The organism is Kovacikia sp. CALU 1929, from assembly GCF_056784235.1.
In genome coordinates this window covers 1-13,898 of sequence record NZ_JBXBCF010000099.1, presented here as the reverse complement: position 1 = coordinate 13,898, position 13,898 = coordinate 1, and the positions used below count along the sequence as shown (strand labels likewise).

Here is a 13,898-nt window from a genome sequence, read left to right as displayed (position 1 = left end):
CTTGTACGGGAGACTGGACATTCCCGCCCCCTTCACCTCCACTTGCTTGAGCAACAGTGGCGAAAGTTGTACCAAACAATAAAAGAGTAAACAAAGAAGACTTGAAAACTTTGAAGTGCATGGTATTTCGCTCGTTATTAAAGGCAAATAGTTACGCTAGGGTTCACCAAATAAATTTTGCCTGGTAATCTAAACCTAGAAAAATCAATTGCAAGGCTAAACCACCATAGATTTGATTCCACCTACCTGTCTACCATCTCTACATTAATTAGAGTGTTTGCAGGAAACACTTTCCCAAGTTTAACGTTAATTTTCTTACCCCGAACTTGCACATTCATCTGATTCCCGTCCCAAGTCCAATTGACGAACCTTCCATTGATTGGCAACCCTACTACGCTCATTGGCTGATTAAGCCATTTTTCCTGAATACCTGCTCCAATGATTAGTGTAGGTGTATTTTCTGTCTGTTCAATATAAGCCAACATATTCAATTGTAACAATGCTATTTCAGCCGCAGTCCAGTAGTGAGGAGTAGCTTGAGACGGATTTATCCAGCCGCGAAGACGATGCCACTGAGAAAAACTCTTAGGCATTGGAATCTCACCAGGCTCATTCTGATTTCCTACCCAAGTGTATAAGCCAGGGGATGCTTGATTCTCCCAAAGCCATTTGAGTGTTGCCCATACCCGATTTGGTTGATTCAGCAGTAGCCACTGATGGGCTTCCGCGATCGCAACCTGTAATGAATGAGGAGTTTGACGGAAAGCTCCTACTTCATCCCTTGATTTGTCCCAATGCTGCTGGAGGGCTTGAGTCATCGCCGGTTGGTCAGAGGCAGCAATCCAAGTAGGCCAAAGACCATCTGTCAGCGACTCAAATTCAGTTTGATTTGCCTCTTGCCATGCGGTTTTCAACTGCTCTGCTTGAGCGCGCCACCGCTTAGCATCAGGTTGCTTGACGCGATCGGCTAGAGTTGCCGCATCCAGCAAAGCACGGTAGCTCATGGCATTAGCATTTGGAGCAAGGCTAATCGAACCAGGTTTGTTATCCATCTTCCCGGCAGTCAGGTCAACCCTCAAGAAGTCGGGATTTTCAGAATAGGGAAACCTCGCCTTTGAATAGACGGGGTAACCGGGTCGATTGCTCGACAGCATATGCCCAATTAAGTCAGCTTTTCGGCGCACATGGGGCCATAGCCACTGGTCGTATTCCGGCTGATTGAGACTGACAGCAACTTCTTCCACTGCCCAGATTCCCAGGGCTGGGATGTCCGCTTCTGGCACTACGCTGTCAGAGAAGTCATTCTCGGCAAAGTAGGTTGATAATTGCTTGGCAACATCTAGTTGGCCCGCACGGGCAAGCGCAACCATCTGATATGCCCCATCTCGAAAGCGGGGCAAGGGATAGCTGATGGGATCGGTGGGGTGAGCTCGCGTCCCGACCAGTCCCATCAGCAGATGGGAAACCTGAGCTGTTAGGCTATCCGAAAATTGTGAGTCTGGTAAATCTAGAACTAAGTTGGATGAGATTTCAGAGAAAACAGGCTTTGATTCTGATTTTGACTGGCTATCTTCAATCACCAAATTCCAGTTGTCTTCCTGCTTCAGTTCAATTCGAGCATACGCCCACCCGTTTGGGTCTTCCCAGTGAGAATGATTAGGTTTTTCCTGAACCCACCCGGGTGTGTTTTCGCTTCCTAAATAAACGGCTGCTGTTTTAGGAATATTTTTGACCACCCAGCGATCGCTAATCAGCAGTCGCTGTCCATCCCAATCAAGAGAGCGAATGGCTCCTGCTGCTGGTCCTACGCTGCGGATAACGACCATTGGTTTACCGTCAGAGTTGGCGACTGTCTTGAGATTCAGTTGCCAACTGTCTGGCTTAGCCGCAGACCAGGATGACTGGTAGTAGGCTGTTTTAGTTAAAATCCCAGGTATCTTTTGGGCAGAAAGATCTGTGAATTGCTGCTGTATTTCATTGAGAGGAATGCTGTCACTCGTGGCTTTTAGGTTTCCCTGCCGATCAACCACCCAGATAGAAACACCAAAGCTACCTGGTTCGGGACTGAAGCTTCCCCCTGGCTCATGGAATGCTTTGTTTTCTACAGGACTTCCGGGTGCTGCCAACACTACATGCCCCATACTCCGGGGCCAGGGATCAGATGGGCGTTGCTTCATTTGGGCTGCAACTTGCTGCTGGGGGGTGCCATAATTCCACAGAGCGGCTGTGACGTGATTAAATTGAGTTCGGTTATTGATACCAGCACTGATGATCAGAAGCGCTGCTAAAGCCAAGCCCAGGGGGCGGAAGCGAGTGAACAGACTAAAGGCAGCCAGGATCAGTAATAAAGGAACAAAATGCAGGGAATAAATAAACGTCTCTTCAACCCCATAAATGCTGTGCATGACAAGCTGGGCAGCCAGGGTCAATCCCAAAACAATGCGTAGTTTGGGATGCTGTTTGGTAGACAAGAAACCCCACAAGCCGAGACACAGTAGCCCACTCCAAGCGAGAACGGCGACCATGCCCCATAAGCCCCCTGATGCAGGGGTAAGGGTATTGGTATTAAGCTTGACCCAATCTGGACGAATCGGAGAGTCGAGCAAGTGGATGGCAGGCATGACCATCGTCTGGTAAAAGAAGGAGCTGAGGACTGCCAGTAAGCCTCCCTCACCAGGGGTAGAGATAAATTTTTTCTCCCCAATGAAAGTGCCAGGTTGGAAAGGAAACCCGGAATTAGTAAAGACAATTCTTTGTACAATCCATAGACCCGTCGAAATCAGTAGAGCCGCGACACCAATTTGGATAACTTTTTTCCAACGATGATTGACCACTGTGGCGAAAATTCCAACCATTGCATTGGTGATCGTAATGCTCACTGTCAGGACATTTAGCACAACATACCAAATGGTTGAAAATGGGCGGTATTGCGCGAACGTCACAAAAATAAAGCCCAGCAGAATCGTGAGTGAACCAAAAGAGAAAGACTCTGGAACGACCAGCCAAAAGACTGAAGCAGCACTCACTCCACCCACAAGGCTAAATAGAGTCGAATCGAGCCGATGACAGCCCATGCAGCGAAACAGAACGTAGAGTGAGCCAATCCAAACAATAGCGACAATAACCGTCAGAACTCGAAGTGCAGAAAGAGCATCCAGTTGTAAAAGTTTGCTGAGTCCAAAGACGAGGGGAAAAACAATCAGGGGAAACAACGGATGCTTATTGTTGCGACCAAAGTCACTGTTAACGCTGGTGATATTACCAAAAACCGTTGGGATGTCACTGCCAAACCAGACATCCTGAGCATAGAAGTCTGTAAGGATTGGGTCGGGAATTTGATAGGTGCCAAGGTAAGTGGGAATTGCGATCGCGATCGCCAACGCCACAACAATCAAAATATCGACTCGGTACTGGCGTATCCACTTTGAAAGCGTCCACTTAAGTAACTTCAGATCCATTACTTTTAGATTGTTCATTTCTACCCATCTGGCAAACAGTGACTTCAAACAAGTTTTAGGTCAAGGCGTCCTACTCTCGACTGCCGATTTTCTTCGCAGGTACACCTGCGACAATGGCATAAGGTTCTACGTTTTTAGTGACAACGGCTCCTGCCCCAACCACTGCACCGTTGCCAACTACGCAACCATCTAATATGGTTACGCCTGCTCCAATCCAGACGTTATCTCCAATGGTAATTCCTTCCATGCTGGGAATCTGTTGTCGAAAAGGAATATCCCGATCTTTGAAGCCATAATTAGCTGGGATGATGGTCACCTGAGGTCCGATTAAAACTCCATCACCGATCACCAAATTACCATGGCCGTAAAGAGCTGAAAAGGAATTAATAAAACACGAATCACCAATCTTAATCGTGCCCCCATAAGTGCGAAGAGTCACGAATGAACTGATTAGAGTATCATTACCAATAATAATTTTTGATTTATCGGTTCCAGAGGGATCAACTTCTAATGTTGCATATTTACATACTGTGGTATCTCTGCCTAAAAAAACACTCTTTTTGTCTCCACGTATATCTGCGAATATGCTGATATTTGAGGCTTTACCAATCAAACCTAGTCGGGCTTTTTGGCAATGCCAGACAATCCATTTGAAAATCAATCCAGGCTTCATGAGACCACTTTAAGAATGACACGTATATGCAGGATAGGAATAGGCTAAATACTAAACGAATTTTCTTAGCCACTTAATCCTTCTAAAAGCCAGGGTAAGGACAATCGAGCCGATTAAGGTTACTAGAAAAGTCATCGTAATCCCCAAAATTGGATTTGCCTGGAAAATACCCCCAACAATGGGAATATCATCCAAATTGAGATGACCTTTAAAAGTAAAGAAAACATGAAATCCATAAATGCCTAAGGAGCATTTTGAGATGAAGTTAATCAGCGTAGGCACTTGGTGTTTTGATAATAAGGCAAGATACAAGAGTAGCCAAGAGCCAAAAACGAGAGAAAGTCTCATGTAATGATCTAGGGGAGCCTGATCCACCTGAATCAGAAGCCCTTTGCTGGTTAAGATTGATTCCAGGGCAAAAAATATCAATGCTAGAGAAAGCAAAGTAATCAGCTTCAGCTTCAGCCATCTGGTTATTTCAGTTAACTTCCCCACGTTATACTCTTGTGACGTAATCGCTGCTGTAAAAACATAGGGTAAGAAATTCAAAGGGTTATAGTCCCAGTTAGCAAGATTATTAAGAGTGTTTAAGAAGCTGCCTTGAATGCTTGTCTGGTTGATAAATGGTTCAACAGCGGAAAAAGTAAACAACAAAGTGCAAGAAGCGAAAAGCAAGCAATAACTGACATATATCTTTGTTGATGCTTTCCATAGTTTGCTAAACCATAAAGTTAGAATCTCAGCTAGAATCGTTACAAATATTAGTGAGAAGAAGAAAAAATAAGGTGTACTATTGCCGCTAACTATAAACTCTAAAAAAGCTTTGAGCGATGAAACTGCCCCTTTTACTGCTTCAAATCTTCCCACAAATAAGATATCAAAAACAGTAATAGAGACAACCCAAAAAAGGTAGAGAGACAAAAGCCTGGGGAGGCGTTTGCGAACAAAATAATCAAGCCCTAAATTCTTACTTTTGTCATAGAACAGAAAAAGAGAGATTTGTAAAAACACTGGGACGGCAAGAGCGCCTACCATTCCACTCAATATATAGGCGCTTAAAACATACGTAAAAGCGCTCGGCATCAGTATTTCAGGAATGTAAAAAACTTTCGTTTTATAAGCAACGATCACAATCGAAAAAATTGCTCGGAGGACATCAAATCCTTCAAATTTCTGCTCTTTTTTTGAAAGAGAAACATGAGGAGTACTTTCCCCAAAATTACTTGAACTCAACGAAATTTTCATGGCATGGAGGCATAAATTTCCGAAAGTAAATAAGTATCTAGAAAAATTAATTGTTGGAAGAACAACTTTCTAGTCAGGAGTGGCAGATTTGAAAGTATTAATTAATTGCTTGTTTGAGTGATCTGCTATGTAAAATCTAATGTTTGGAGGTTGTCAACAAGTCCTATCTAATAAACCTTTGTAAAGGCGAACGATCAAGGAAATAAATACTTATAAGAGTACATAATAAAGCAGTTACAGCAGAAAAAATAGCAGCTATGCTAACTTCTAAACCTCCTACTAACATGCTTATTGGTAAATTTAGTAATTGAAACAACTGTAAGATAACGACTGTTGAAAGGAGCAAGCAGTACTTATGAACGGCGAAAAGCCCAAGAGAAAACCTCGATAGAAAAGTAATGCTTCCTGTACCTCGGTAATTTTGAAGATTAAGGCAGCTGCAAAAAACAGCTACAGAACCGCAAACGATTGAAGCACGAGCATAAAGACCAACATCTTTGTTCATTGACCTCAAAAAAATATCTTGAAGCCCGAAGATTAAAAAGAATATGTATAAAGTGACGGTGTGCTTAGTAGCTATTCTTCCCCTCACTCTAATCAGAAAATAGGCAATTGGGATATAAACAATAAAATTATCTGGCCGCCAGTATGCAATATATTTACCTGTAAAATTTAGAATTTGAAAATAAATCAGGCTGATGATAATTATTCCTATCCCCATAAAATCTTTAAATCTTTGAAGTTTGTCCATCCTTTGATTAAAAAACAGATAGGAAGCTAGTGTTAGCAAGATAAGACTAAATATGAAATAGAAAACCGAGTCTCCAACTATGGGTAAAGGTGGATCAACTCCCGCTATAACTTTGTAAATTCTTAGTTTAGGAATATACCACGAGAATGGTACTTTGGTGGTTATTGATAAGAGAATCGATGTCAAATAATAGATTAAGAAATGCATAGCCATCCAGAAAATAAAGATTTCCAATAAGCGTTTGCATCTCTTAATTAAATATTCAGAACCTAATACTCGAACTTTTTTTAAAAATAAAAATAAAGAAGTCAAGATAAAGAGAGGAACCGCAATCAATGTTGAATTCAAATACACTTGATCGAGAATAAAGCTGGCGATTCTAGTGTAATTACTTGGCGTATCTCCCATAACTATTTGAATTGGCCGCAAATGCAGGATTAACACAAAAACAATACTTATTGCTTTCACAAGATCTAGTCGATGATCCCGTGAGATTTCACCTAAATTTGTTTGCTCTTTCTGTTTATTCATGGTCGTGCTGAGTTTGAGTATAAGATGCTTACTTAGACTGCTTAGGATTGGAGAAAACTGTTGAAATCCTTATGAATTAAGGATTCTCAAAAAGTCCGCTGTCTTAGAATTTCTCACGAAATCGAACGAGGGTAATGAGTTTCAGACATCATTTTCGCTGCCCAAGCTGTCTACTATGAGACTCAAAAAACTTTTCTGCATCACTAAGATCTAGACTATTGAACTCTTTTCCTCAAGTGAATAATTCAGAATATTGTCCATTATATTTATAGTTATTTCTCAGATCACGAAATCTTTAACGAATTAAAATTGCTTACTAAACTCTACAGGCTAAAAATCATACGTTTCTTCAAAAAATAAGTGATAACTGAAACGAAAAGAGCTGAAAAAGCAAATGCAAACATTTTTGATAGCTCAAGTGGTAACCAAGCATCTAAAAAGAGTTCACGTAATCTAATCGAGCAGATTAACGTTATAGCCATTCCAATAAGGTGTATACCGATAAACTTGAAGATCTGGAAGATCGGCAAGTTGTCTTTGACCTTAAAAGTAATAGATTTGTGAGCTGCAAAACTCAAATAGACTCCAATGATATAGGTCAAAGCAATGGAAGCTATATATTTAGCTGTTGAATCATCTTTGATCACCAACCCAATAAAGCTTCTGACCAGGATAGTTGTTAGAGTAACACCTCCCCCTACCATCAGATAAGTCGGATATCTCGAAAAGACTTTCAAAAGCTTCTCTATCATCTTTTTTTTCCAATTAGAAGGATTGATTTGCCCAATCGATACCCTAGAATTGCATCCAGTCTTTTCGATACAGGAATCATTAACTTATCCCATAGTTTTATTTGTCGTGGGGTTGGCTGACTTTGCTGGAGAATTACCTTATTACCCAGGCTAGCTAATAAACCAACACAATCTAGATAGATAAGCTTGGTTATTTCTATGGAATCTGGTAAAGTTCTTAGAATTTTCTGCTTGTTGTAGCGACGGTAATGCCCAATGGCTGTATCAAATGAGGTAAATAAAAATTGATGGGCTGGAGCCAGGATAATTAAATGTCCCTTAGTCTTAAGATGTTGGGTGACTTGAATAATTTCCTCTTTGTCTTCACGGATATGTTCTAGCACATCCAGATATAGAATCGAATCAAATAATTGTTCTTTAGCCAAAATCTTGATAGTTCCGTTTTGAGGATAACAATTATGCATGCCATGAAAGTTGATTGAGCTTTTTAAAGCCTGAAAAAGCTGCCCATCGGGTTCTAAGCATAACCACTTTTCATGGTGGATAGAGTGGAGCACCAAAGTATTTGTTCCTATTCCTGCCCCCACTTCTAAAACATCACCTTTGATATAGTCTTTTATCAAAAGGTTAATATAGTTTTTCCAATTCTGTGCTGCAGCGAACAACTCCAGTTCCGTACCAACGTATTCAAATTTGCTCATGACTGTAAGCTCCTTTATGATTTATCTGAACATCTGTAGTGCTTCTGATTCAGAGTGCATAAATATCTAGAAATGTAAAATTGGGGATGCCGACTTTATCTTTAAAAAACTATCAACGTAAGATTCATACTCTCTCATCGGAATGAAATTAGAACTGTTGCGTGCAGACAGGATAATCATACTGAAAGCAGTTCCAATCAAGACAAGTTGAAAAAGAGACAAAATTAATAAGCCGGATACGTAAGTAGCCCAACCTGGTATTCCCCAATTGGTAAGGAATTTAATTAGTAAAATGATACATAATACCAACACTAAAAGAACTGATAAAATTACCGCACTTAATAAAACTCTTGTCCCAACAATATCACCATAGACTGCGATAGAACTCAAACCGTGGGTAACAAGTGATACCATATTCATCTTAGGCTGACCAGCTAAACGTTTTGAGCGGGGAACATTGACTTCAACATAGGGAATGCGAGAACGATGAAGCCCAGAAGAGTAATGATTCCATATCTCTGAAACAACAACTACATTTCTCAATAAAGGAAATGGTACTAAGCTAAAGTTGCCAACGCTTATCTCTCTTCCTACAAGCAGCCGATAAAGATTTTTGTAAATAAAGTAAGAGAGCTTAAAACCTCTACTTTCAGAGCGCTTACTTCGCTTTGCAAAGATAATTTTACTGTTGCCTACATTTTCAGAAGCATTTAGTAAGCGTTCGATTTCAAAAGGATTATCTTCTCCATCACCATCCATCACAACAACCCAGTCACAGTTGAAGTTAAAATATATATAAGATAAGCCAATAACTATGGCTCTCTGATGCCCCAGATTGCGGCGAAGACGGAGGATACTAACTTCTCGAATCTGGTGATACTTCTGGTCAATTAGTGAATTGGGAATTGGTCTAGTTGAATAGTCATCAATAATAACAACTTCTAAGTTTGTCACATTAGGAAAAGTAGCATTATCAATTAATACTAAGAGTTGTTCTAGAGCTTCCCAATCATTAAATGATGGAATCGCAATAACAACGCTTTTGTTATGATCCGGACTAATTCTTAATTCTTGAGTCTTCATTTCATCCTTCTGTGATATTAATCCTTGAAATCGATACATACATTACCTACTTCTTTGGTCATCTGTTAAGTAGGTAGGTGGAATCAAATGTAGGATGGGTTGGCGATAGAGTAACCTATGCGGGTGTTGGGTTACGTGCCTTAACCCAACCTACACAGGTCTTATATTTAATTAGTCTCACCTACTTAGCAACTCTAGTTAAATCCATTTTATTTTTGTGGCTAAGTGAGGTTTTCTAAAATACTCTTAAAGTGAATTTTGGGAATCTATTGATTTCTGCCCTCTTCTACCTTGCAGAAAAAAATAATTCTGTACCGACTCAGGATCGGTAAAGTGTACAAGCATAAGTAATCCTACCAAACGATGGAAACTAAAAGGGAAAAGATCAAAAGCAGGGATACAAAAAATCAGAAAAATACTGAAGCCAACTAGCATTGGCTTATCTAGCTTACGTGTGGTAATCGCCCAGAGAGCAACAGGAATAGCAACAATATAATGGTGCTCATAAACTGATGGAGAAATAAGCAACCCTAATGAAATAGCATCCATTGAGTGTCCATCAAATCGGAAAACCTCGCTCCAATAGGTTTGATTCTCAGATTTAGCGGAACGACTTAACTCTTTGTAAATCTTCTCTCGGCGGATAAACCGAATGAAAAACCAAACTGCAATAAGCAAAGTAATTGTAGTTACAATAATAGGTACGAAATCAAAAGAAGTAGAAAACAGCCTATCCGGTATCTTCAAGAAATTGTAAACTACGCTATTAATACTATTGTTTCTATAAGGGGTTGGTTTACTAACAACTTTAAGGTAATCAAAAAAGAGTCGAAGTAATGTCCAATCACGTCCTAAGTTAGTCTGCGCTATAGCGATCGCAACTAATCCGATAACGGCTCCAAGAAGAAGGCGCCATTTCCTCATAGCAAGCCAGGGAAGAATTAAAATAAAAGGATACATTTTCACATGAACCCCTAGTGCTACAGCAAAACCACTAATGAAAGGGCGGGTTTGCTGGAACAGGATGCCAATCAAAAAGCAGTTTAATATCCATAAATTGGTTTGGTGAAAGTTAAACGTCCTAATAACTGAGGTGTTGAATAGAAATAAAGCTGCAACAATTAGGGAAGCAGGAACAGCTCTCAAACCTATTTTTCGAGCAAAGCTATAGGTCAAAAAGTATGCCGAAATAATTAACAACAACTGAGCACATTGGAAAAAGTAAAAAACAAGCTTCCATCCCTCATCTGCATTCTCAATCGACAAAAATGGGATGTGAGTAAATAACTGAAATAAAAATGCCATTACCTGCCCTGGTAATGGTGGGTAAACATATGGATTTCCCTGATCAATATACGGGCTTATCCCACTTACAATAGCCTTTGCGCCCTTCTCAAACGCAATATAATCCGAGTTAAATCTCCCATTAAAGGTTGATTCAGCGATATTGAACAAAAAAGTCAAACTAACAAGCAAGCCTAATAAAATCGGGAGAGCAGATGTAAAATGCTTAATTTCCCTCCTTTTAATTTCAAGCCAGGTAATTAATAGAAGAGCAAATGAAGCAAAGCCACCAAATAATTCAAAGGGTATGCCTTCCGGTCTTGTAAAATTGACAAATGGTGCTGCATCTATCTTTTTGAGTTGCCAAAGAAACAATGGAAGTATGATAGCAACGGCAATTAATAGAGTATAGAGCAAAGGGAAAAGTTTAAAGTGGATGGAGCTACCTTGTTGAGTGAAACCTCTTTGATTATCTGTATTCCTTTCGGTCATCATAATATTTGCCCTTTGACTAGCTTCACTTTTTCTACAATCAAATTTAGCTCAATTTTTGTTTGTCTCTTCTTACAAACAAAATATTTTATTTTAACTTCATAGTGCTTTTGTTACTCTTGTTCGTGTTTGTTTGAAGCAACTGAGGTTTAGTAGTATTAACGATCTTTTTTGTGGAAGCTAGTTGGTTTTTCCATCTTCAACTTAAAGGAAGCTTAAAAGCCATTGATTAAGTTCACAGCTTCGTTCCTGAAGCGATCGCAGATATTCCACTTAGCATTAGCCCAATTCCTAACCATTGAATAGTAGCCACCTTTTCTCCTAGGAAATAAGCCCCTGTGATCGTTGCTGACATAACGGTTAAACCAATCACAATAGGGTAAGCCACCGATAAATTGAACTTTCCTAGAACCAGGATGTAAAAAACAGTACTTAATCCATAAACTAAGATCCCTCCCAATAAATAGAAGTTCAGTGGACTTTGTCCTGAACCCAACTTAAGAAGGGCTTGCGCCAGAGTATTCAGCCCAACTGTAATTAGAATGAGTAAACCTGGCATAAAAAATTATGATTTGTTGTAGTGGGCTAACGGTTGGAACTCCCAAAGCGTGAGGCATTTAGGATAAGGATTTTGGACATATTTTCCCAGCAGCTTTTCCCACCAGCGGGGCGGGTGAGGCAACGATGCTACCTGAATACTTGGGCAACCGACCAGCCATGCCCCCAGGATGTCTGTATGACGGCTATCCCCAATTACGGCAACTTGCTTTGGCTTCAGTTCCATGTGCTTCATTGCCTTGTAAAATGCAGCAGGAAAAGGCTTCTTTGCTGGATTGACGGCAGGTATATCCAAATGGCTTGACCAATATTCGACTCGATAATGCCGCTTGCCATTTGACAGAAAGAAAAACTGGATTCCTGAATCTTTTGCCTGCTGGATCCAAACTTCGGCGTAGGGTGACAGATAGCGATCGTCCTCAGAAATTACTGTGTTGTCTAAGTCGAGAATGACCCCTCGAATTCCGGCTACCATTAACCGATGGATGTCAATCGATGCCAATGTGTCTACTTGAGCAGGAAGAGAACGCGCTGTCAGCGTTTTGTTCCCTTTATCCGACTGCTTCAAAATATTTGGAGCAGTTGAAAATGGCAATCTTTTGAGAATAACCGTTAAAAAATTTAGCATTAACTTTTCTGCAAATAAAGCTGCCTACAGTGCCCAATTAAGAAGCTATTCAAGCCAGCAACCCCCGGCTTTTTAGAAAGAGAACAACAAAGGTTGTTGCGACCCAAGCTAGTACGGTCAACAATAGCGGCTTATCCCCTAGCAAAATCTCTTCTGGACGCTCTGTTCGTCCACCCTCCTCGGCATCCGTGCTGCGACGAGCAATCTCCTCAGGATCACTCAGCAATTGATAGCGAAAAACTCCGTATAGCACAAAAGGCAGAGTCAGCATCATCCAGGGAGTAGAGGCTCCATGAACAACAGGTCCAGAGCTCCACAGGGCATAAGTCAGAATAGTGCCATTCGTGACCACACTTTCCATCCGACTTAGCAGGGGAAGAGAATAACGATGAAGGACTGCCCTGGACTTTTTGCCCTTGATTTCGGAAAGCCTTAGCTCGGCTTTGCGCTTTTCAATTCCCAAAAATAAAGCCAGCATCGCGGTGCAAAGCAGAAACCAGGGAGACAAGACAATGTCGGTAGCCGCCGCACCCCCAAATGCCCTCAGAATAAAACCAATTGAAATGGCAACCACGTCTAAAATGACGGTGTGTTTCAATCGAAGATTGTAAGCAACTTGGAGTAGGGCGTAGGTGAGAATTGCCAATCCCAGTCCAGGCGATCGCCACCAGCCCAAAACGAGTGCCGTCGTGAGTAAAGTTAGTGACATGGCGATCGCCGTTGGAACCGCCACTAAGCCTGCGGCAATTGGGCGCTTACACTTGACGGGATGGCGACGGTCAGACTCTACATCAATGATGTCGTTGATTAGGTAAAAGCTACTGGAAGTGAAACAGAATAGGGCAAAGGCTAACAGACTGCCGAGCAGTGTATGAACATTCAGTTCAAACGCAAATAGAGGAGCCGCAAAGACAATTAAATTTTTAGTCCACTGTCGGGGACGCAATGCCTTAATGTGTGCCAAACCCAGATTAGGAGTCTGGTCTTCAACAAAAGTTGGTTTAGAGTCCATAGTCTTTGGGATCTTTAATATTTTTGTTCACACGGTCTGAGCAATTGCTGCCACGGGAATACCTCACCTGCGTCGTTGGAGTTGGTTCATATTTGGACAACTGGCATTCAAATAGTTGAACCACTGACGGTCTGGCGGACGGTAGCGAAATCCTTCACCGCTTGCACCACACCGCCATTGAGCGGAATCAGACCCAACGCCTTCAAGTCTGCCTCTACCATCAAATGAACTAGCTGCTCAAACGTCACCGACGGCTCCCAGCCCAGCTTTGCCTTCGCCTTCGCCGGGTCACCAATCAGTAACTCCACCTCCGCTGGGCGCAGATACCGCTCATCAAACTCGACATACTCCTGCCAGTTCAGGTTCACATAGCCAAAGGCAATGTCCAAAAACTCCCGCACCGAGTAGGTCTCTCCCGTTGCCACCACATAATCATCCGGTTCCTCCTGTTGCAGCATCAGCCACATCGCCCGCACATAGTCCTTGGCATAGCCCCAATCCCGCTTGGCATCCAAGTTGCCCATGTAGAGCTTCTTCTGTTGTCCTGCGACGATGCGAGCCAGGGCACGGGTCACCTTGCGGGTGACAAAAGTTTCCCCCCGACGAGGAGACAGGATTCGTATTATATCTGTGAGACGGGCGCGAGATGAGGAGATAGAGATTTATGAAAGCAGAAACGTTTGATACCCAATTTGACCAGGGCGAAACAGTCATAGAATTTCTAGATTTA

12 protein-coding genes are annotated in these 13,898 nt (G+C 41.6%); all 12 read right to left on the bottom strand.

All coding sequences use genetic code 11. The annotated features are described in order from the left end of the window. Window positions 1–242: 242 nt before the first annotated feature. A complete protein-coding gene (locus tag AC1S52_RS27800; protein ID WP_482032294.1) occupies window positions 243–3,476 on the bottom strand; it encodes a hypothetical protein in 3,234 nt (1,077 codons plus the stop codon). 52 nt (window positions 3,477–3,528) lie between these two features. Continuing rightward, window positions 3,529–4,131 (bottom strand): acyltransferase, encoded by a 603-nt coding sequence (locus tag AC1S52_RS27795; protein ID WP_482032293.1) that lies wholly within the window; start codon window positions 4,129–4,131, stop codon window positions 3,529–3,531. Window positions 4,132–4,182: 51 nt separating this feature from the next. Then, on the bottom strand, window positions 4,183–5,376 hold the full coding sequence (locus tag AC1S52_RS27790) for an acyltransferase family protein (protein WP_482032292.1): 1,194 nt from the start codon (window positions 5,374–5,376) through the stop codon (window positions 4,183–4,185). A 163-nt stretch (window positions 5,377–5,539) separates the two neighbouring features. Beyond that, entirely contained in the window at window positions 5,540–6,658 is a 1,119-nt protein-coding gene (locus AC1S52_RS27785) for an acyltransferase family protein (RefSeq protein ID WP_482032291.1), read from the bottom strand. 323 nt (window positions 6,659–6,981) lie between these two features. Beyond that, window positions 6,982–7,410 (bottom strand): GtrA family protein, encoded by a 429-nt coding sequence (locus AC1S52_RS27780; RefSeq protein ID WP_482032290.1) that lies wholly within the window; start codon window positions 7,408–7,410, stop codon window positions 6,982–6,984. Further along, on the bottom strand, window positions 7,407–8,111 hold the full coding sequence (locus AC1S52_RS27775) for a class I SAM-dependent methyltransferase (protein WP_482032289.1): 705 nt from the start codon (window positions 8,109–8,111) through the stop codon (window positions 7,407–7,409). The genes AC1S52_RS27780 and AC1S52_RS27775 overlap by 4 nt, the downstream gene beginning before the upstream one ends. 66 nt (window positions 8,112–8,177) lie before the next feature. Continuing rightward, the gene (locus tag AC1S52_RS27770; protein ID WP_482032288.1) at window positions 8,178–9,194 is read right to left on the bottom strand and encodes a glycosyltransferase; all 1,017 of its coding nucleotides are present in this window, start codon (window positions 9,192–9,194) and stop codon (window positions 8,178–8,180) included. A gap of 246 nt (window positions 9,195–9,440) precedes the next feature. After that, window positions 9,441–10,973, bottom strand: coding sequence for a glycosyltransferase family 87 protein (locus AC1S52_RS27765; RefSeq protein WP_482032287.1), 1,533 nt, complete (start codon window positions 10,971–10,973; stop codon window positions 9,441–9,443). A 232-nt stretch (window positions 10,974–11,205) separates the two neighbouring features. Then, the gene (locus AC1S52_RS27760; protein WP_482032286.1) at window positions 11,206–11,529 is read right to left on the bottom strand and encodes an SMR family transporter; all 324 of its coding nucleotides are present in this window, start codon (window positions 11,527–11,529) and stop codon (window positions 11,206–11,208) included. 6 nt (window positions 11,530–11,535) lie between these two features. Further along, entirely contained in the window at window positions 11,536–12,156 is a 621-nt protein-coding gene (locus AC1S52_RS27755; RefSeq protein ID WP_482032285.1) for a YqeG family HAD IIIA-type phosphatase, read from the bottom strand. Between the two features lie 49 nt (window positions 12,157–12,205). Continuing rightward, the gene (locus AC1S52_RS27750) at window positions 12,206–13,168 is read right to left on the bottom strand and encodes a decaprenyl-phosphate phosphoribosyltransferase (protein ID WP_482032284.1); all 963 of its coding nucleotides are present in this window, start codon (window positions 13,166–13,168) and stop codon (window positions 12,206–12,208) included. 107 nt (window positions 13,169–13,275) lie between these two features. After that, on the bottom strand, window positions 13,276–13,782 hold the full coding sequence (locus AC1S52_RS27745; RefSeq protein WP_482032454.1) for a GDP-mannose 4,6-dehydratase: 507 nt from the start codon (window positions 13,780–13,782) through the stop codon (window positions 13,276–13,278). Window positions 13,783–13,898: the final 116 nt, after the last annotated feature.